The following is a 16940-nucleotide window of genomic DNA, read 5'->3' as shown; positions in this document are numbered from 1 at the left end:
GTCACGACTTGGCGCGCTCCGGCTTGCCCGCGCCTGATTTGGCAGCGGGTTTCGGGGCCTCATCCGCCAGGGCAACATTCTCATATTGCGCCTGGGCTGCGGTCAGTTGCAAAGGCGCGCCTTTGGGGCGCCATTCGCCGGCCGTCCAGCCTGCGGCGGTGGTCACATAGTCCAGTTTCAATGGCATCTTAGCCTCCTACAATCACGGTTCCGGCGCCGGTCGCGATGGATGAGCCGCAGCCCACCGCATCGCCAACGCGGGCCAAGGGTTTGCCGTTCACAAAAACGGTGGATGAGCCTGTCGCCTGGCTTGCACCGTGGCAGAGCAGGTCGGGGTTGCAGTGGGTTGCCCAGCTATCGCCTTGGCGCAGGGCGGCGAGGCCCTCGATGTCCACATTCGGGCTGCCGCCAGTGGCGGGCCGGGGTGGATAATCGGCATGGCCGGTGCAGGTGTCGGTTTTGCGGGCTGCTTTTGGCATTAGTTGATCCTTACTTTGGCGCCTTGCAGGAACAGCTCACCAACCGCTTTGATGGTGATATTGCCACCAGCAGCTTCGATGTATGAGCCGCCCTCAAAGCTGAGGCGGAATGTGTCTGGCGCCCCGTGGGGCGGGTTCTTTCCTGTGGGCAGGGCGCCCAGAATGACAGCCTGGGCCAGATCGCCGAATGGGGCGGCCAGCATCACCCATTCGCCGGTCTGCAAGGGCCACCACGAATGGTTGCTTGCGGCGCGCTGTGCCATCCAGGGGATCAGGTCGGTCTCAATGTCACCGCATTGGACGCGCGCCCTGCCTGAGGCCGCATCAACCGCAATGACCTTTCCGGTCATCAGCAAATTTTCAATGCGGCGGTCTGCTTCTGCGAGTTGTTCACTCATCGTCAGAGCCTCCAACGTGTTCGTAGTCATCGGCATGATCCGCGCCGACCTTGGGCGCGATGCCGACATGCAGCTCCACACCCAAAGATCGGGGCGCAGGCTGGAAAAAGCTGATGGGCTGAAGCCAGGTGACCGCCCAAAGGGAAACGGCTTTTGATTTCACCTTGGTCGATATCAACGTGTGCATCGCCGTGGTCCGGGCGGGGCCGATGCCGTCCAGGCCCCAAGTCTGTTCGGGGATGGCGGCCAGCAGCGTCTGGCAGATCCGGGCGGCAAGAATATCGCGACTGATGCCGAGGCCATCACGGGTGACCACATATGCTGCCATCAACAGCAGAAAGGTTGCCGGTGCCCCTGCATAGGTTTGATCCTGCTTTGCGCCGAGACACGAGACCTTGACCGCTGGCGCGGGAATGCCTTCGCGTTTTAGGTCATCAAGGGAGTACTTGCCCTCATGCGGCGTACACTCGCGAAGATCCGGCAACAGGGCGTTGAACCGGGCGCAGACCTGGGTGGGTAGATCAGCCATAGCGTTGTTCGGATCGCTCATTGCAACAGATCCTCCAGCGTCACGGTGACGAGGTCGTACAGATCCAGCTCGTCCTCATCAGAGACGCCAAGATAGGGCCGGGCCGGAATGCCGCTGTCGATTTCATCACCGCCGATCTGGTGGTGGGCGGCATAGACAAGATTGGAGCCGACCTGGACCTCGCTCTCGCTGGCATAGCTGGCGATGCTGTCCCGCAAATCTCCCTCATCGACCAGCAGCGAATGCACGTCATGGTCGCGGGTTTCGTCATAGCTTTCTGACCAGGGCGCCCAACGGTCGCCGTCGGGGGCGACGGCAGTGTCAAACCGGCGCCGGGTAGAGCTTTCCAGAACCGCCCCGGCATCATCTGCCAGTTCAGCCAGGCGAAAGCCCTCAAGGCGGCGGACCTTGGCAATGGCTTCGGTCAAGCCCGAGGATGTGAGAGTTGCAGCAACACCGGCCATGGATCAAAGCCCCCGCATTTTATCACGGGTGAACTCGCGTTCCGGGCCGACCGTAACCACCGGGCGGGGGCGGGCGGGGGCGACAGGATCGTCTCCGTCGCCTGATTGCGGCGCGCCTGTGTTTAATGTGGCGGTGCCGCGCGCGATGTCCTTCAGGTGTTTCTGGGCGTCCTCGTAGCGGGTGCGGTGTTCGTCCGACAGCACGTCGCTGGACAGCGCGAGCCGGTAAAGAGCGATATCCACGCTGAACTGAACCAAGAGGCCGGGCACGGTCTCCAGCGGCAAGCTGAACCGGACGCCCAGATAGCTGTCGATCTCATCACCCGCTGTTTGCAAGGCGCGGGCAATGGCTGCCTCGTCGGGTACGCCGTCGCCGTCACGATCCGCCACATAGAGCGCGTCCTGCGAATAGAGCGTCACGATATCTGTCTGAGTGGCGTAGGCCATCAGGTCACCTTTGGTTACTGGTCTTGGATAAGTCGTCGGGGCAAGAGGCTCCCCGATGCAGCACCCCGTGGCCGCGTCGGATCATCGCCCCCCGGTTTAAGCCGGTGCAGTGGCGGCTGGGGTTTCAAACCCGCCACTGGTGAGAGCATCCCAGGCCGCGTTGCGCTCGGCGGTGGTGATCTTGCCCAGGTCATCGCCCAGAAGGTCGAACAGGGCGTCGATTTTCGGCTTGCCGTCCTTCTGGAAATCCTCGGGGCTGAGGCTTTTGATGGCCTCGCGGATCTGGGCGTCGCGCGCTGCTGCGTCTGAAGCCGGGTCAGCCTCGGCCAATGCCACCCGCAGGTTTGGCTCTGCCTTCAGGCGGCGCCATTGATCGGCGTCGAAATCCTCGGCGTTGACCGGGATGCCAGCGTTGGGAAAGAACGTGCCGCAGCGGCAAAAACCCTCTTTTGGTACGCCTGAAATTGTATAGTTCTTGGATGTCATAGCGCGGCCCTCCTTTAAGGCAGCCAGGGGTTCACCAGAACCTTGACCTCGTTGTAGTTGGGGTTGGATGCGCCACCGTCGCCGAGCATCATCTTGACGACCTTGTTGGCCTTGGAGCGGTTGGACCGGCCCACCATGATGTGTGAGGGCATCAGGCCCAATTCGCGCCCGCCGTCGCCGGTCACGCCCATCATGGCCTCAAAGGCGGCATCAAAATTGTCGCCGTTCAGTTCGGCCTTGGACATATGGGCCATTTGCCAGAAGCCATAGCCAGCCGCCCAATATGCGTCGGCGCCATAGAGGTACTGGTTGCGCATGAACACATGGTCGCTGGTCTTGGGGTCTTCCTTGCCAATGAGGCTGACCTTTTCGCGCTCTTGGAAAATGAACGGGCGCAGGACGGAATTCAGATCCAGCATATACCAGGGCGACCCGGCGCCATCGGTCATGTTGGAAATGGTTGTAACCGCGCCGGTGCCGTCATGCCCGGCATAAACCGGGTGGTCAGTGTCAAAGAAATACTGACCGTCATAGCAAGTCTGGCTTGCTCCGTTGATGATCAGATCGCGGACCATCTGGTCGGGCTTGCGGGCGGCGGCTTCACCGAGGCGGCGGAAACGAGGACCGTAGGTGCCCAGCTTGTCGTTCTTGATGTCCTTGGCTTTGACGCCGATGGTTGTCTCGAACTCCTGGTTGATGATCTGGTAGCCGTGCGACTTGATATCTTTGACCACCCGGTCGCCGATCCATTCCCGCATTTCCGGCGCATCGCCCAACCAGTCATAGGTCTCGCGATCATCATTGGAATTCACGATGGTGCAGACGTCCTTGTAAAAGGACTGGTTGGCCATCGCCTCATAGCCATCATTGAAGTTCTTTTTGGCGCCTGTCCAAAGTGCTGACAGCACCGCTGGTGTAATTGCAGCCATGATCAGCTCTCCTCGGTTTCAGCTTGCGCCGCGTGGAAGTCTTCAGGGGTGAGGCCCATCTGGCGGCAGATCGCCAGCTCGTCGGGCGATAGCGCCTTGTTTTGGGCGGTGGGGGTCTTGTCGCGCAGCTCGCTGTCTGCGGCGATGACGGGGCTGGCATCGACAAGTTGCTGGAATTTCTCCAGCCCGCCCTCGGAGCGGCAGGCCGCCACATGGTAGTCGCGGCTGCTTGGCGCAATTTTACCCGCCTCAATGGCAGCGCCGACGGCAGTGTTGATCGCCTCGTCCTGGCGCTCTTTCTCGGCAGTTTCAAAGGCGCTGAGTTTGTTCATCGCCAGATCGTAATCGGCGCGCGGGATGAACTTGCCGCTGTCAGGGTTTTCGGCCCGATTGCGGGCGGTCGCCTCATCCGTCTTCATTTTGTTGATCGCCGTCACCACATCCAGATCGGACGCGTTTTCCGGCAGGCCGAGGGCCTCAAGGATCGCCTTGTTCATCGGCAGTACCTCATCAGCGCCACCCTGATGGTCTTCAGTGTTCAGGGCGGCTAGTTCCAGGTTGGGTTGGTTGGTCAGGCCCGCCGAAATCATCTTGCTGATTTCCTTGGCCGCCTTGGTGAAGGTGAAAACGGGGCTCACATAGCGGTATCCTTTCGACGCGATGGAATTGCGGCCTGCGTCATTCCATTCAACGCGCCCCCAGATCGCCCCGTTGCGCGCATCCAGTTCCTTGATCCAGCCGACCGCAGGGGCGGCATCGCCCTTTGCGCCCTTCACTTGGGTGGCATGTTCAAAATCAACGGGGAGGTCAGCACGGTTGCGCGCAAATTCAGCGACCACCGCGTCGGGATTGGTCAGCCGCCATTGGCGCCCGTCACGGCCCGTCAGGTGCGGGCCGGGTGGCGTGAGCTGGATCCAATCGGGTACGCTGTCGCCCTCTGCGTTCAGCGCTAGCGCAATGGTGGTTATGGAGTTGGCCTGTGTCATGAGGCCACAATGCCCCGCCGTGCGGCACTACTCAGCCCTGGCAGGTGTCGGGGGCAAGATCGAGGGTCAGAAAGGGGTTGGCGAAAGAGGGGGCTTAGAAGGGCGTAACGGCTGCTGGCGCATGATGCCGCCCGAAAACCCGTTTCACCCCTTTCTACCCCCTTTAACCCCCCTTTAAAAACGATCCTGAAGCAAAGATGACTCGGGTTTTACCAGAAGATGCAGCAATATGCGCTTTCTGGGTCTCGGTGACATCCTAGTTGCTTACGCAGGAAGACCTTACCACGGCGCTCTTTGAAGGGATGGCTGATATGTTTTCGAATTTGCAAGTCTGCCCTTCGAAATCTAATGCGATGTGGCCGCCGGTATCCGCACTATGACTTTGCTGGCCGTCGACTTTTAATGTGAGTATCGTTCCGCTGACATTAGCTTTAAGCAGTTTCGTTGCACCATTTGGCGCCGTGAAATCGAAGACTTGGCCCGATTCATAGGTCGTCAAACTTGACAGTAAGTTCGGAACGAATAGAGCACTATTGGCTTTATTGGATGTAGCCACCTCTAACGTCTTTCCGAATGCGTCAAGTTTGCGCTGCAATGAGTTCAGTGAGGAGTCGCCGGGAGCGAGACCTTCAGGTGAAATGAGGTTCTCGAGTTGGTCGAGACGCTTTTCGAGTTCTGGGTAGGTCGTTATCTCTGAAGGTTTGACGGCGGTATAGACAGCCGCTCCCCCCATGAGAAGGCCGCCAAGACCTGCTAGAAGTGTTCCAATGGGCGCGATGGTTGACATAGTTATTCCTAAATCCGAGGTCATCAAATGCTGTGATGATCAGTGAAAGCTAGATTCATAGCAATCAAAAATTCAGATTGATGATGTCTTCAAATCAGCAATATAAAATAGGGTGTTTGGGTATACTGCGAACCTTATTTTGAGGGTTGATATCACCGCAAGCACCTCGTGACGATGACGTTTCAGCGCCCGCCAACCTCGCCAGTATTGAAAATTTCATCCCTGATTGCTATCTTTGAAGTGTGCGTGAGCCTAGGGAAGCCGGTCTTGAGCCGCGAGGGAATTTCCGCCCCTCCACGCGCGTCATTCCCTCACTATGGTTACATTTTTTCCGCGCAACAGCTTTGCCCATTTGGCGGGTGTGCTGCGGTGGAATGTGCTCAGGAAGATCTCATCCCCGGCCACAGTGCGCTTTAGAACGAACCGCCAGCGCTTGGCGTCTTGGCCTTCAAAGATCAGGCTTTCGGTTCCGGTGCCTGACACCTCATGAGCGATAGATCCTGTTTCCAGAAGCTCCGCAACGCGCCTGAACTGATCGGCGGTGGCCTCACCATGGTTGCGCCGGGTTTTTTCGGCTGTGTAGTCGGAGAACTGCACCACGCGGGTTTTGGCGCCGATCCGGTCTGCCAGCTCCTGCGGCAGCATGGCGACAGGGGCCGAGCCGGTGGCTGAACCGTCATGGATGCGGCGCACACGCCAGCTTGTCGCCATATCGCGGGCGGCAGCATGGGCGATGGCCGGATCTGCGGCATTCAGTTTGTCTTGCAGGAACTCGGCCATGCGGCGTTGGCGGTAGAGGCCGGGATTGCTTTCCCATCCGGGGTCGATGCCGACCGGGAGTTTCTTCAGCTCGCCGGTACGCGGATTGAGCACCTCGCGGCTGGGGGTGTCGGGGTTTTCACTGATGCCGATTTCTTCAGCTTCGCGGCGGGTGATCTGGCGGACATGGCATTTGCAACCAAAACCGTTGGGCGGATACCAAACCTGCCAGGCCGGATCATCGACCGGCAACACCATGCCGCTCCGGGCCGCGTGGCTGGGCCGGTGGCGGACGCTCGGGCCGAGCAGATAGACCAGATAGGGCAGGGCGCGCTTGCTGCGTTGGATGCGTTGCCATTGGCCCGCCGCACGGGCCGAGCGCATATTGGCGCGATAGATGGTCTTGAGACGGCGAGGCGATCCAAGGCGAACCTTCTTCACGTCACCTGTAAGCGGATCCACCTGTTCCTTGACGCCCCACCAGCCCATGCGACGCAGGCGTGGGGTCAGAGTTTTCTGGAACTCCTCAAAGGGAATGCCCTTTTCCAGGGCCGCTTGCAGCTCGTCGCGGATGGTTTGCAGTACATCGACCTGCATGGCCTTGGCCACGGTGAAGGCGACGGCGTGTTCTTCAGGCTCAACATCGCGAAAGCTGAAGCTTGGGCGCATGGCCTTATTGCGGAAAAAATCCGTCACCTCAGGCGGCGCGCCGGGATTGAAGCTGTAGCCGGGCCGGTCGCGAAACTCAGCCATCGCTGATGTCTCCCAGGGCGCGGGATTTCACGGCGGATTTAACCAGGCTGTCCAAGAGCGGGCGGGTGTCCATTTTGGGGAACGCATCGGCCAGTGTCGCAAGCGCGTCCTCATAGGAGGTGGCGGTCTCCAGCAGTTCCAGGACAGGGGCAATAACTGGCCCCATGATCGCGTCCCAATCCTCTGTCAGTTCTGCCTCCAGATCGTCCAGCGGCGCATAGGGGTTGCTTGCGCCTGTTGACGTTTCGGACCGGTTGGCGGCGGTTTCAGTGGGCGGCGCGGGCGGCGTTGCATCTGCGGCGTCGGTTTTCTTCCGCGACGGCGTCAGGATCTCGTCGCCCGCATCGGGTTCAGAATAGCCAAGCTTGCCCCGCACCTCGGACTGGCGCACCCGAACGCCCCGATCCACCATCTCAGCGGTGTGACGCAGGATCATGTCCACGTCTTCGGTTTCTTCAATGGTGATCTTCAGGCGCGGATATCGCTTCTGCACCCCAAAATGCAGATCTACATAGGGCTTCACCAGATCCCGGTTCAGAGTGGTGGTGACAGATTTTGCATCGGCCTTGGCAACGTCGTGGCGGACATCGTTATGCACCTCGGCCTGGGCCATGGACGAGCCATTGTCTGAGGTCATGGTCTGGCCGAGCACGGCCTTTGATGTCTGTTCATCGACCCAGCGCGCGAGATTTTCAAACACCTCGGCGCTGGCGCTGCCGCTCATGGCCTGCACAAATTCAATTTTCATGGCCTCTGGGATGACTGCCGCCGCGTCGGTGCCGATATTGGCAACGGCCCGGAACAGCACCTCGACGTCTTCTGGCGTGGCGCTTGGCCCGTATTTGCCCAGACGCAACGGCAGGCCGTAGGTTTCAACAAAAGCCATCCAGTCTTTCACCGTATAGGCTTTGCACATCCACCCAAAGGACACGAGACGGGCCAGGCCACCCCGGATCGGCAGACCGGATTTCAGTTTGGCCTGATGGGAAATCCACTTGAATGGTTCCAGCTCAACCCCGTCGATCATATCCCGCTCATCCAACATTCGGATTTTACGGCCTGTCTCGCGGTCTAAGGTGAAAAACCTCGGGTCGTGATGCAGAAACTCTTTGATCGACCACTCGGTTTTGCTCCGTTCCCAGATGATTTCCGTTTGGGAAAACCCTTTTCCGAGGGCGTCCAACATATCCTCAATCAGGTCTGAGAACCCGTCATGCTCTGCAATGTTTTCGCGGACGGCATCGGCGATTTTTTCGTCCTGAGCGTCACCGGATGCCGGAGTGACAACGGGGTCAACGCCCGAAATCGCGCGCTTTCGGATGCCCAGGACCGAACCATAGTGTTGGTCTCGCTCCTCCATTTCCTCGGCCAGGACGAGATAGTCATGAATGTCACCTTCGTTGGCCGAAAGAAGGATCTGCGACAGGCGCTGCGGCGTCAGGCCGAGCGCGACCGACGGCGCCCAAGCGTTGCGGATAGAGGTGATCCCCGGTTCGGGCACCCGCTGCGTCAGGCTCTGGAGTTTGATCGGGCGCCCGTAGGCGTCAAGCAGGCGGGGTGTCATCACCAAATTCCTTTTCTGGCATTAAAACCTGCGGTCAGGTGGATGGGCCGTTTTGTGTCTCTTTCGCCGCCGGGTGCGACGGGGCGATAGACCAGCGGCTGGTATTCGGTTTCTGCGGCTTCGCAGGCCAGGGCTGCCGCCCAGAAGCGGTCGGCGTGGCCGTCGGTGTCGGTGTCCGCGACGAGGCGCCGGATGCCCGTGGGGCCGGTCACAGATTTGATGGCATGAAGATCCGCGCGCAGCTTGGGGTCGCCCTCGGGGATCAACATTGAGCGATCCTGAAAGCGGTCTTTCATGCCGGTCGCCAGATCCAGCTTGGCCGGCGCGCTGAACAACACGCCGAGAACACGGTCCTCGCCGTGATTGCGCTGGGCATCTTCCACCGGCTTTTCGCCCATGCCGGTCTGATCCATGCAGCAGCGCGCCACGCGGTAGCGGCGGAACACATCGGCTAGAAGCTGGTCCTGCCGCGCGAAGCTGATACGGCGCTCGGCGATGACTTCGCGGGTGATCAACTGACCTTCGACCAGTTCCATCACCCAGATCACAAAGAGGTCGTTTCGTGCCGCGATATCAACGCCGACGTAGCAAAGCCCGCCACGATAGAGCGCAGGGTGACCGGCGCGCACATCTTCACAGGATGAAATAAGATCGTAGTCCAGCCAGGCCGAGGCCGCGTCCAGCCATTTCAGCTCAAATTCTTGCGCCCAGGCGTCTTCGTCGGACATACCGGCGCGCAATTCGTCGATATCAACGTCCAGCCCCTGTTTGACCGCCTCGTAGATATCGACGTGGTGTTTAGAAAACCCATTGTTGAGCGTGGTCATCAGCTCATGGAACTTGTTGCCCTTGCCATTTGGTGTGCTGATCACCCGGATTTTATGGCCACCGCGCGCGGCGACCGGAAAGGCCGACCCCCAGATCCGGCGACTGTCGGCGTGAAAGGCAAACTCGTCAAACAGCATGTTGCCGCCAAAGCCACGGGCGGCGTCAGGTGAGGCGGAAATCGCCGTTACGCGGGAGCCGCCCGGATAGCGGACTTCCTGCGCCTTGTAGGTTGCAGCCTCAACATCAACCAGATGGACAGCGCCATTCTGGACGACCTCCCGTTTGTGGGCGGGCACGTGGAAATCTTCCTCGGAAAACTCTGGCCGCCCCTTGCGCGCCAAGGTGGTGAGGGCCGCGTAATAGCCCTCAGTCATGGGTTTTACGGCGTCTTCAATGGCCTCTTTGGCGGTTGCCTCTGATCGTGACAGGATCGTCCAACGCGTTTTTCGCCCTTCAATCTCGGCATCAACGCAGTCGCCTACGATTTCGCCGCCCGAGCCGAATGTCTTGCCGCCCCGCCTGGTAAACATGCCAATTTTAAAACGGGATGTGTCGGCGATCCACGCCTTCTGGTAGGGCAGGAAGTCAATGACCGGCCCAACGCTAACCGCCATTTTTGGCCTCGGGCGCCTCACGCATTGCAATCAGGTAGGGCTGTTCCTTGTACCACGCGATTGTGCAGCGCATTCCAAGGTGGACGAACCTCTGGCGCCGCCCAAAGAACAGAGCAGCTATTGAGGGCCACATCGGCCCCTTGCGCCAATTGTAGTCACCGACCAGGACAATAGTTCCAATTACCATATCGCTCATCAGACAAACCCCATGATTTCGCGGGCCTTTTGCGCGGCCTCTTTTTCCACGTCTCCGGCTTCCACCGCCTCATCCAGTTTGCGCGCCATTGCGTCGCGTTCGGCCTTGGCGATTTCATCACGCAGCGAGGTGCTGCGGATCAGGTTGTTTAGGGCCGTGGTCAGATCCTTCAGCCCGCGCGGATCGGGAAGCCGGTCGGGATTGGCCATTGCCATCTGCAATCGCCATTGAATCGTGGTGAGCTGCTGGAACAGGGCCGAGGTGACGTCGACCTCATCTTGCAGGCTGGCCTCCTCAAGAAAGGCGCGGATTTCGTCCTGGGCCTGTTCCTGCATCTTGGCATAGTCGCGAAACTCCTGCCCGTAGGCGTGAACGGCGGACTTGCCGATCCGCATTTCCAGCCCGGCGTCTTCAAGGCGAAAATTCAGCGCTTCGGTGACATCCTCATAGTCAGAGAAACCACGCGCCTTCAGCTCATCTTGCAACCAGTGGCGCATCTCGCTTGGCAGTAGGTCGATCTTGCGGGGTGGGGGCATGACTACGGCCCAGGCCGGGGGCGTTGGACGCCTGAATGGCGCGCCTTGCCTTCGGCGACCTCAACACCGCGACTGGTCGCAGTGGCAATGCGGAATAGCCCGTTATCAGTGACACTTGCCAAGCCCTGTTCGCTCAACCAGTCCAGCTCGCCCATGACCTGGTCGCGGGTGGTAGCTACGCCGTAGCTATTGCAGACGTCCACGAGGATGGATGCGTTGGACGTATATTCCGGGCTGTCTGACAGGAATTTTAGAATTGTCAGGCGACGGTGTTTGGACAGGGTGTCTTGGTATGCGCTCATGGTCTCTTAGGTCCCGATTAGATGGTCTTCGTGACGGCTGACGATGGTTTCAAGGCGGGCCATGATCTTGGCGTTGCCGTCCATCACAGCGCGGATTTCGGCCAGCGATCCTGTCTGTTTGACCAGCTCCAGTTGCAGGGCGTGAATGTCGCCCGTGCCGGGGAGGATCTGCACTGTTTGCTCAAGTGCCGCGATACGGTTTTCGTGGCGATCCATCCGCTTGGACCCTTCTTTGAACCGTTCGTCGGTGTCTTTCTGGCGGGTCGCAAAGAACGTGTAGATGATGGCGCAGACTGAAATTCCGAGATTGGTCAGCTTTAGAATGGTCTCAAGATCCAGGGTCACCGTTTCTGCCCCGCTTCCCACCAGTCCGTCACGGCTTGATTTTCCCCTTTCGGCTGCGCCTTGGCGATGTCATCGCCCGCCACGCCGCCCTCAGCGGCGCCGGGCGTGTCATGTCGCAGAGCGTCGATTGCGCTGATGTTTTCCAGAACCTGCGGCAACAGCGCGGTGCCCTGGTTAAGCGACTGACGGAACTGTTGCGATTTCACCTGAAACCGCCCGCCGAAATAAAATGCGACGATTGTTCCGGCCAGCCACCAGAGCGGATCGGGCACCAGGGCCAGACCCTGCATCCGGGCAGCAAACCAAAGCGGGTCGAACATGGCCGAGGCGAAAAGGGCGAATGTGGCAATCACCATCAGCGGGCGCGGCAGACGGTTCATGCCGTCCATAAACCGGTCAAAACGCCCAATGGCAGGTCGGCTGAACTCGGCGCCATGTTGGGCCAGCGCGGATTGCACATAAGCCGCCTCGCGCTGTGCACTCGCCTCAGCATGTGGGCGAAATACGCCTGCTGTTTCAGTGATCACATTGCGACCGCCGCCAAAGAGCCATTTCAAAAGCTGCATATCTTGCCTCCTAAGTCGCAGCCAAACCGATGCGTAAACTGCGGAACCTGCCAATTGCCCGGCGCGCTCATCCCCATGCCGATGTCCGTTGCTGGAAAGCGGCGTCGCTCAGGTGGTAGCGGGGAGACATGAATTCCTCGGCGCGCTTGATCCAGCCGCCTTTGCCGCCCACGCGGGTCCGGGCAAATTTACGGGATGCAGGCCGACGGTCAGCGAGGCGCAAATAGTAGTCCCGGCGGGCAATACCGTAGGCATCTACCAGATAGTCTCCGGCCTTTTCATAGGCCCGGTGGGCCGCTGCGGCGGTCTTTGGGCCAAGCGCGCCATCGACCGCGACCGGTTCTTGAAACCCCGCCAGTAGGCGCTGGAGGATCTTTACGGCATTGGCACCGGCATTGACCTGCATGTCAAAAACACTGGCTTGCAGCGCCTGCGGCAACAGGTCGATCCGGGGTCTTGTGAAATAATGCCGGATGAAAATTTCAACGGCCTGCGCGCGGCTCAAAGCGCGCACATCCAACACGTCAACATCGCCGTCGCGGTCTAGGTCCAATCCCAGACGGCGCATCGTATGGATGGTGACGCCGTAATTGGTCGCGCCGCCGGGATCGGCGGGATCATTTACGAACCCGCCTTCGCGCGCGACGATTTCCTCTGCAATGGTTTGGACTGATGGCATGGCCGGTGGCTCCGTCTGTGTAAGACAAAACTACCTGTGCCATCGGGTGATTGCCGTCCCGGCGGGTGTCGGGGGCAATGCAATATTAGATGAAAAAATCGCCTTGATCGTCGTTGCGTCGGCGCAGGCTGGCCGCGACACGCTCGACTGTTCGCAGGGTCACGTCAACCTCGGCAGCGACCACCGAATGACTTTTGCCTTGGCCCAGCAACGTGGCGATCCGCTGGCGGCGGCCGGCCTGCCCGCCAAAGTTTCCGGCGGGGACAACCAGTTTGCCGCCACCCAGTAGTTTGTAAAGGCGAAGGGCATCTTCTGCACCCACCAGCTCCGCAAGGCTGGAGCCTGCCTTATCCGAGATGTAGACCTCACGCCCGCCCTTTGCCTCTGCCAGGCGCACCGCCAGATCAAGGCTGATTTCCTCGGCGATGTAGGACAGCACACCGGGCAGATATGGGCGGAAATTGCGGTTCATCGCTGATGGTCAGACCAGTCAAAGTCGATGTCCTGGCGGTGGCCCCAAGACTTCAACGCCTGAATGACCTGGTCGATCTGATCATGATCGCGGAGCATATCAACGTCGGCGGGCACCGACTGCCAGGCGGAGCCAAACCGTTTGCGAATGAATGTATTTAACCCGTTCCGGCTAGGGTCACGCAACGCGTCGGCCTCACCGAGCTTGCGCCAAAGGACATGGACCAAACGCAGGTCAGCACGGGGGGCTTTCTTATGGCGGTGGTTCCCGGCTGTCGCGGCCTTGAAACCATCGTTTTTAAGGCGCTTTAAAACGCTTTTTAACTCGGCCTCGGTCATGTCTTTCATGGACGTTTTGCCCGTGACGGCCAGCTGCAGGCCGCGCCGTGCATCGCTGTCCATGCCAAGCTGACGGCAGCCGATGTGGATCTTCTGTTGCAGGGCGCGGCTCATCACACAGCCTCGGCTATCGGGGCGGCAACGGGATGCCGGGCAACGTCGTCCTGCATCCGCTTGTCCGCTTGGTTCATTTCCTCACGGACCATCGCGTCGAATGCCTCAGGCGCGATCTTGGCAATCTCCGCCTCACGCCGCAGAACGACCAAGCTATTGCCCAGGACCAGATTGGCGCGCCGCATTTTGGTGGCATAGCTGCTGAACGCACGGTGTAGAGCAGTTTGGATTTCGGATTGGGTCATTGCCATCGGACGCGCTCCTATGCCTTGGCCAAGTCAATCGTGATATGTTCCCAGGGCGCATCAACGCTGGGCCGCTGATAGCAGCGCGTATAGCTGGCGGTGCCCACCACCCGCATGGCATCCTTGATCGCCGTCATGGCTTGTTTCCAGCGCACATCGGTGATGTCCAGCCGCAAGAGCATCATCACCTCACCGCGATTGATCTGGCCGGGCTTTTCGGTGTTGAACGCACGGGTGACGATGGCGCGCAGCTCTGCCGGGGCATCTGCTGACCATTCGTTAAGGCATTCATCCAGCAACTGCTTGGCCACCTGCAATTCCGGGCCAAAGTCGATTTTGTCCGCGACGGACACGGTGATTTTGAACAGGCCGTCAAATGAGGTCAGGGTCATGTTACCCTTAGCACCGCCAAGCTGTGCGCCGTATTCCTGAGCCAGCAGGGCCTGCAAATCGGCAACATCGCGGCCAGTATGGGCTTTGAAACGGGCAACTTGGCTGCGCAGCGGCAGGGCATAGCTGATGATCTTGCGGACGGTTTCGTCCTGTAGTTTGTCGCGGGCGTTGACCGTTTCTAGTGGCACCAATTTGCCCTTTGCGTCGGTCATGTATTTGTTGCCATTGGCCTCGACAATGCCGTCGGGGATGTCTGCTCGTTCGAGGGAGGAGGTCTGGGCTTGGGTCATTCCAATTGCTTTCTTTCTGGGGGGGGCGTTTCGGGGTTAGGGTTAGGTGGATTTCAGTTCCAGGGCGGCAATACGCTCCTGCGCTTCGTTGCGTTCCTGGCGCAGGATCCAAGCTTCCAGTTTCGAGCCTAGAGGGCCGAGGGTCATGCCCGCCATAATCGCCTCTTTCGGCCACCACCAAGCGACTGACAGTGGAGTGAGGGCGGAGTAAGTAAGGGCGACTGAAAGCGTCTTTTGAGCATTTCGGCTGATCATTTATGTCCTCGCGGGTGGTGAGGGGTGCGTTTCGGGATTGGGGTTACGCGCCCTCTGGGTCCAGCGCGTCGGCCAGGCTGCGCAGGACGATACCTGCGTGAACCGGATCCTTGATCATGATGGCGTCTGCGAGCGCGTCGGCGGCGCCGATGGGAACGCGTGCGCCTGATACGAGGTCATTCACTGCTGCGCGCACTTTCTCAGGTGTCAGGCGGCAAAAAGGGTGCGGAGTGATCATGTGTCACCTTCTGATTTGGCGAACTGTGGGCAAGCGCGACAGGCGCGGGTCATGCGGACGCGAAAGGGGTTGGAGTGGGACCAGGTCTCAGCGCGGCGGCGATGGTCGAGGCAAGCCGCACTCGCAATTTCCACCTGCAAGGCCGGGCATTGCACCGGTGCATTCATGAAGACATCACGCACCGTAGATTCAATGCGGGCCATATTCCCGGCATAGCGGTTGCGGATTGCTTGGCTGACCACGGCGGCACTCACGCCGAGCTGCTTTGCGACTACGTTTTGTGAAGAGCGGTCGCATTCGGCAATCAAGACGGCGATCCACTCGGGCAGGGGTTCGCCCCAGCCATCCTGGGCAAGGATCAGGCGGTCGTTCATCACAAACGCCCTCCGGGTGCGTAGACGATCTTGTCTTCGTTACTATCGACAACCACGGTCATCCGTTTCTTCTGCGGCGGTAAGGGGCCTGTGTCGCGGATTAGGATTAGCAAGGTGTCGTCCTGCATTTCACGGCTACGGGTCCGCGCGCTCGGCCTCAGGTAGCCTGCCGCCCTCAGGACACGGCAGTACGCGAGGATATCATCTTTGGAGACGTCAGGCCGCGCCGGTGAAAGCGCCGCAAAAATATCAATTGGTCGGAACTTCTTTTGCTGCCTGATGGTGATCCAGATTGCGCCATCGGCAGTGGCGCGCATGGATTTTGCGTGCTCTCTAGCTTCCTGTCGTGTCTTGGTCGTATAGAAAATTTTTCCGTCGCTTCGGCCCCACTCTCGGATGATCTCGTGGCGGCGCAATTCGGAGACAAACCGTGTGCGGATTGCGCCGACAGCACATACCGATGCAAGGTCTTCAATCGTGAAGTATATGCGATCATGGATGAAGCTCCAGATCTGCCTTTCTTCGTCGCATTTCGGACCGAATGCAGCCGGGGTTTCCAGACCGGTCGCCCCGGATATGTTCGCTTGTGGCGGATCGTAGCGATAGAAACGGACGTTTTTTTCTCTGCCGCATGGCTTAACCGTGCCATCGCGGAGTAAGGAGCGTAAGAATATCTCCCGCTCCGATTTGGTTCCGGGGCAGTGTTCTGCGACCTCGGAATAGGTGAAACGGTCGCGGGATTTGATGAACTTTAGGACGCTTTGTTCGCAAGGTCCGCGAAGGAGTTGCATGTTCATTTCAGCCCCCGACGCGGAGAGGGAGCGTCTTTGCGGCGAAATTCGATACCGCCCCAGTCTTCTAGGCTCATGGTGTTTAGGCCCAATTTGACCGCCTCATTCTTAACCTGAGCGATATCCGTAACCATGCGGCGAACATTGCCAGTATTTCGTTCAAGAATGGCCTCCAAAAGATCAGGCTGAATTTCAACATTCGGCGAATAAACGGCGCTCAGCATCTGAGCATCTTTGGGGGTCGCAGGCTGTGCCGCGACCCACGACATGACCCGGCTGTCAATCAATTCAAACTTGCGGAGCTTCTGAGGGAATTCTTCCATGCCGATCAGGATAACCGGAGTGTCTGAACCGTCGTGCAGATCTCGGATCAGCTCAATAACGCCTCTGCGAAACGCATAGTCGGCCTCATCCACCAGCAACGTGCGCCCGTCCATCGCAAGCGCCTCGCAAGCTTGTAAGACCATGTCAGGCACGACCCGTTTTGGCGCAACGCCCAGTTCTCGCAGCAAACGTTCTAGGAACGTTTTTTTCGTCCAATCACCTTGCATGGAAATATGGATAACGTCGAACTTGGAGGAACAGAATATTGCGCCAAACGTCTTCCCGTAGCCGGGGTAACCATAGAACACACCCAAGCCTGGCATCCCGAAGCTGCGGCCTTGCAGCTCTTTGACCAGCGTTGCCATTCGCGCGACATTGGCAAGCGGCTGAATGCTGTTGCCTGTTTCCATCAGTTGTGTCATTCCTTACTCCTACTCAATTTATGCCGCCGCTTCGGAT

The 16940-nt window shown here is 59.3% G+C and carries 27 protein-coding genes; all 27 read right to left on the bottom strand.

The window, feature by feature from the left end:
* Position 1: 1 nt before the first annotated feature.
* Positions 2-187 (bottom strand): hypothetical protein, encoded by a 186-nt coding sequence (locus VWY75_RS18160; RefSeq protein WP_416538853.1) that lies wholly within the window; start codon positions 185-187, stop codon positions 2-4.
* A gap of 1 nt (position 188) precedes the next feature.
* Positions 189-479 (bottom strand): PAAR domain-containing protein, encoded by a 291-nt coding sequence (locus tag VWY75_RS18155; RefSeq protein ID WP_416538852.1) that lies wholly within the window; start codon positions 477-479, stop codon positions 189-191.
* Positions 479-877 carry a phage baseplate assembly protein V gene (locus VWY75_RS18150; RefSeq protein ID WP_416538851.1) on the bottom strand — a complete coding sequence of 133 codons (399 nt, stop codon included), beginning with the start codon at positions 875-877 and terminating at the stop codon, positions 479-481. Before VWY75_RS18150 ends, VWY75_RS18155 begins: the two co-directional genes overlap by 1 nt.
* Complete coding sequence (locus VWY75_RS18145) at positions 870-1427, bottom strand: hypothetical protein (RefSeq protein ID WP_416538850.1); 558 nt, start codon at positions 1425-1427, stop codon at positions 870-872. Before VWY75_RS18145 ends, VWY75_RS18150 begins: the two co-directional genes overlap by 8 nt.
* A complete protein-coding gene (locus tag VWY75_RS18140; protein ID WP_416538849.1) occupies positions 1424-1870 on the bottom strand; it encodes a phage virion morphogenesis protein in 447 nt (148 codons plus the stop codon). The genes VWY75_RS18145 and VWY75_RS18140 overlap by 4 nt, the downstream gene beginning before the upstream one ends.
* Positions 1871-1873: 3 nt before the next feature.
* Positions 1874-2317: a gp436 family protein gene (locus tag VWY75_RS18135; RefSeq protein WP_260083097.1), complete on the bottom strand. Its 444-nt coding sequence runs from the start codon at positions 2315-2317 to the stop codon at positions 1874-1876.
* 96 nt (positions 2318-2413) lie between these two features.
* On the bottom strand, positions 2414-2803 hold the full coding sequence (locus VWY75_RS18130) for an HI1506-related protein (RefSeq protein WP_260112269.1): 390 nt from the start codon (positions 2801-2803) through the stop codon (positions 2414-2416).
* Between the two features lie 14 nt (positions 2804-2817).
* Positions 2818-3732 (bottom strand): Mu-like prophage major head subunit gpT family protein, encoded by a 915-nt coding sequence (locus VWY75_RS18125; protein WP_416538848.1) that lies wholly within the window; start codon positions 3730-3732, stop codon positions 2818-2820.
* Between the two features lie 2 nt (positions 3733-3734).
* On the bottom strand, positions 3735-4718 hold the full coding sequence (locus VWY75_RS18120) for a phage protease (protein ID WP_260083094.1): 984 nt from the start codon (positions 4716-4718) through the stop codon (positions 3735-3737).
* Positions 4719-4974: 256 nt separating this feature from the next.
* Entirely contained in the window at positions 4975-5505 is a 531-nt protein-coding gene (locus tag VWY75_RS18115) for a hypothetical protein (RefSeq protein ID WP_416538847.1), read from the bottom strand.
* A gap of 303 nt (positions 5506-5808) precedes the next feature.
* Positions 5809-7017: a phage minor head protein gene (locus tag VWY75_RS18110; RefSeq protein ID WP_416538846.1), complete on the bottom strand. Its 1209-nt coding sequence runs from the start codon at positions 7015-7017 to the stop codon at positions 5809-5811.
* Complete coding sequence (locus tag VWY75_RS18105) at positions 7010-8581, bottom strand: DUF935 domain-containing protein (RefSeq protein WP_416538845.1); 1572 nt, start codon at positions 8579-8581, stop codon at positions 7010-7012. Before VWY75_RS18105 ends, VWY75_RS18110 begins: the two co-directional genes overlap by 8 nt.
* Positions 8581-10023, bottom strand: coding sequence for a terminase large subunit domain-containing protein (locus tag VWY75_RS18100; RefSeq protein WP_416538844.1), 1443 nt, complete (start codon positions 10021-10023; stop codon positions 8581-8583). Before VWY75_RS18100 ends, VWY75_RS18105 begins: the two co-directional genes overlap by 1 nt.
* Positions 10013-10219, bottom strand: coding sequence for a hypothetical protein (locus tag VWY75_RS18095; protein ID WP_416538843.1), 207 nt, complete (start codon positions 10217-10219; stop codon positions 10013-10015). Before VWY75_RS18095 ends, VWY75_RS18100 begins: the two co-directional genes overlap by 11 nt.
* On the bottom strand, positions 10219-10755 hold the full coding sequence (locus VWY75_RS18090; protein ID WP_260083089.1) for a DUF3486 family protein: 537 nt from the start codon (positions 10753-10755) through the stop codon (positions 10219-10221). Before VWY75_RS18090 ends, VWY75_RS18095 begins: the two co-directional genes overlap by 1 nt.
* 2 nt (positions 10756-10757) lie before the next feature.
* Positions 10758-11057, bottom strand: a complete 300-nt coding sequence (locus tag VWY75_RS18085; protein ID WP_040170660.1) for a hypothetical protein — start codon at positions 11055-11057, stop codon at positions 10758-10760.
* Positions 11058-11063: 6 nt separating this feature from the next.
* On the bottom strand, positions 11064-11402 hold the full coding sequence (locus VWY75_RS18080; RefSeq protein ID WP_036766944.1) for a DUF2730 family protein: 339 nt from the start codon (positions 11400-11402) through the stop codon (positions 11064-11066).
* Complete coding sequence (locus VWY75_RS18075) at positions 11399-11968, bottom strand: holin family protein (RefSeq protein ID WP_416538842.1); 570 nt, start codon at positions 11966-11968, stop codon at positions 11399-11401. Before VWY75_RS18075 ends, VWY75_RS18080 begins: the two co-directional genes overlap by 4 nt.
* Positions 11969-12035: 67 nt before the next feature.
* On the bottom strand, positions 12036-12647 hold the full coding sequence (locus VWY75_RS18070; protein ID WP_416538841.1) for a holin-associated N-acetylmuramidase: 612 nt from the start codon (positions 12645-12647) through the stop codon (positions 12036-12038).
* Between the two features lie 85 nt (positions 12648-12732).
* Positions 12733-13119: a hypothetical protein gene (locus VWY75_RS18065; RefSeq protein ID WP_416538840.1), complete on the bottom strand. Its 387-nt coding sequence runs from the start codon at positions 13117-13119 to the stop codon at positions 12733-12735.
* On the bottom strand, positions 13116-13571 hold the full coding sequence (locus tag VWY75_RS18060) for a gp16 family protein (protein ID WP_416538839.1): 456 nt from the start codon (positions 13569-13571) through the stop codon (positions 13116-13118). The genes VWY75_RS18065 and VWY75_RS18060 overlap by 4 nt, the downstream gene beginning before the upstream one ends.
* Positions 13571-13822 (bottom strand): hypothetical protein, encoded by a 252-nt coding sequence (locus tag VWY75_RS18055; protein WP_416538838.1) that lies wholly within the window; start codon positions 13820-13822, stop codon positions 13571-13573. The genes VWY75_RS18060 and VWY75_RS18055 overlap by 1 nt, the downstream gene beginning before the upstream one ends.
* Positions 13823-13833: 11 nt before the next feature.
* Entirely contained in the window at positions 13834-14499 is a 666-nt protein-coding gene (locus VWY75_RS18050; RefSeq protein WP_416538837.1) for a DUF3164 family protein, read from the bottom strand.
* 298 nt (positions 14500-14797) lie between these two features.
* Entirely contained in the window at positions 14798-14992 is a 195-nt protein-coding gene (locus VWY75_RS18045; RefSeq protein ID WP_416541679.1) for a hypothetical protein, read from the bottom strand.
* The gene (locus tag VWY75_RS18040) at positions 14989-15366 is read right to left on the bottom strand and encodes a hypothetical protein (protein ID WP_416538835.1); all 378 of its coding nucleotides are present in this window, start codon (positions 15364-15366) and stop codon (positions 14989-14991) included. Before VWY75_RS18040 ends, VWY75_RS18045 begins: the two co-directional genes overlap by 4 nt.
* A complete protein-coding gene (locus VWY75_RS18035; RefSeq protein ID WP_416538834.1) occupies positions 15366-16163 on the bottom strand; it encodes a hypothetical protein in 798 nt (265 codons plus the stop codon). Before VWY75_RS18035 ends, VWY75_RS18040 begins: the two co-directional genes overlap by 1 nt.
* The gene (locus tag VWY75_RS18030; RefSeq protein ID WP_416538833.1) at positions 16160-16903 is read right to left on the bottom strand and encodes an AAA family ATPase; all 744 of its coding nucleotides are present in this window, start codon (positions 16901-16903) and stop codon (positions 16160-16162) included. The genes VWY75_RS18035 and VWY75_RS18030 overlap by 4 nt, the downstream gene beginning before the upstream one ends.
* Between the last annotated feature and the right edge of the window lie 37 nt (positions 16904-16940).

This window comes from Phaeobacter sp. JH20_08, assembly GCF_048056635.1.
GTDB classification, from domain to species: domain Bacteria; phylum Pseudomonadota; class Alphaproteobacteria; order Rhodobacterales; family Rhodobacteraceae; genus Phaeobacter; species Phaeobacter bryozoorum.
The sequence above is the reverse complement of the archived record's forward strand: the minus strand, read 5'-3'. Positions and strand labels throughout refer to the sequence as shown.

What these genes read in the sequence shown, in the direction of transcription:
- VWY75_RS18160 (WP_416538853.1), bottom strand. Translation starts at nt 187, where the DNA reads ATGCCATTGAAACTGGACTATGTGACCACCGCCGCAGGCTGGACGGCC.
- VWY75_RS18155 (WP_416538852.1), bottom strand. Translation starts at nt 479, where the DNA reads ATGCCAAAAGCAGCCCGCAAAACCGACACCTGCACCGGCCATGCCGAT.
- VWY75_RS18150 (WP_416538851.1), bottom strand. Translation starts at nt 877, where the DNA reads ATGAGTGAACAACTCGCAGAAGCAGACCGCCGCATTGAAAATTTGCTG.
- VWY75_RS18145 (WP_416538850.1), bottom strand. Translation starts at nt 1,427, where the DNA reads ATGAGCGATCCGAACAACGCTATGGCTGATCTACCCACCCAGGTCTGC.
- VWY75_RS18140 (WP_416538849.1), bottom strand. Translation starts at nt 1,870, where the DNA reads ATGGCCGGTGTTGCTGCAACTCTCACATCCTCGGGCTTGACCGAAGCC.
- VWY75_RS18135 (WP_260083097.1), bottom strand. Translation starts at nt 2,317, where the DNA reads ATGGCCTACGCCACTCAGACAGATATCGTGACGCTCTATTCGCAGGAC.
- VWY75_RS18130 (WP_260112269.1), bottom strand. Translation starts at nt 2,803, where the DNA reads ATGACATCCAAGAACTATACAATTTCAGGCGTACCAAAAGAGGGTTTT.
- VWY75_RS18125 (WP_416538848.1), bottom strand. Translation starts at nt 3,732, where the DNA reads ATGGCTGCAATTACACCAGCGGTGCTGTCAGCACTTTGGACAGGCGCC.
- VWY75_RS18120 (WP_260083094.1), bottom strand. Translation starts at nt 4,718, where the DNA reads ATGACACAGGCCAACTCCATAACCACCATTGCGCTAGCGCTGAACGCA.
- VWY75_RS18115 (WP_416538847.1), bottom strand. Translation starts at nt 5,505, where the DNA reads ATGTCAACCATCGCGCCCATTGGAACACTTCTAGCAGGTCTTGGCGGC.
- VWY75_RS18110 (WP_416538846.1), bottom strand. Translation starts at nt 7,017, where the DNA reads ATGGCTGAGTTTCGCGACCGGCCCGGCTACAGCTTCAATCCCGGCGCG.
- VWY75_RS18105 (WP_416538845.1), bottom strand. Translation starts at nt 8,581, where the DNA reads ATGACACCCCGCCTGCTTGACGCCTACGGGCGCCCGATCAAACTCCAG.
- VWY75_RS18100 (WP_416538844.1), bottom strand. Translation starts at nt 10,023, where the DNA reads ATGGCGGTTAGCGTTGGGCCGGTCATTGACTTCCTGCCCTACCAGAAG.
- VWY75_RS18095 (WP_416538843.1), bottom strand. Translation starts at nt 10,219, where the DNA reads ATGAGCGATATGGTAATTGGAACTATTGTCCTGGTCGGTGACTACAAT.
- VWY75_RS18090 (WP_260083089.1), bottom strand. Translation starts at nt 10,755, where the DNA reads ATGCCCCCACCCCGCAAGATCGACCTACTGCCAAGCGAGATGCGCCAC.
- VWY75_RS18085 (WP_040170660.1), bottom strand. Translation starts at nt 11,057, where the DNA reads ATGAGCGCATACCAAGACACCCTGTCCAAACACCGTCGCCTGACAATT.
- VWY75_RS18075 (WP_416538842.1), bottom strand. Translation starts at nt 11,968, where the DNA reads ATGCAGCTTTTGAAATGGCTCTTTGGCGGCGGTCGCAATGTGATCACT.
- VWY75_RS18070 (WP_416538841.1), bottom strand. Translation starts at nt 12,647, where the DNA reads ATGCCATCAGTCCAAACCATTGCAGAGGAAATCGTCGCGCGCGAAGGC.
- VWY75_RS18065 (WP_416538840.1), bottom strand. Translation starts at nt 13,119, where the DNA reads ATGAACCGCAATTTCCGCCCATATCTGCCCGGTGTGCTGTCCTACATC.
- VWY75_RS18060 (WP_416538839.1), bottom strand. Translation starts at nt 13,571, where the DNA reads ATGAGCCGCGCCCTGCAACAGAAGATCCACATCGGCTGCCGTCAGCTT.
- VWY75_RS18055 (WP_416538838.1), bottom strand. Translation starts at nt 13,822, where the DNA reads ATGGCAATGACCCAATCCGAAATCCAAACTGCTCTACACCGTGCGTTC.
- VWY75_RS18050 (WP_416538837.1), bottom strand. Translation starts at nt 14,499, where the DNA reads ATGACCCAAGCCCAGACCTCCTCCCTCGAACGAGCAGACATCCCCGAC.
- VWY75_RS18045 (WP_416541679.1), bottom strand. Translation starts at nt 14,992, where the DNA reads ATGATCACTCCGCACCCTTTTTGCCGCCTGACACCTGAGAAAGTGCGC.
- VWY75_RS18040 (WP_416538835.1), bottom strand. Translation starts at nt 15,366, where the DNA reads ATGAACGACCGCCTGATCCTTGCCCAGGATGGCTGGGGCGAACCCCTG.
- VWY75_RS18035 (WP_416538834.1), bottom strand. Translation starts at nt 16,163, where the DNA reads ATGAACATGCAACTCCTTCGCGGACCTTGCGAACAAAGCGTCCTAAAG.
- VWY75_RS18030 (WP_416538833.1), bottom strand. Translation starts at nt 16,903, where the DNA reads ATGACACAACTGATGGAAACAGGCAACAGCATTCAGCCGCTTGCCAAT.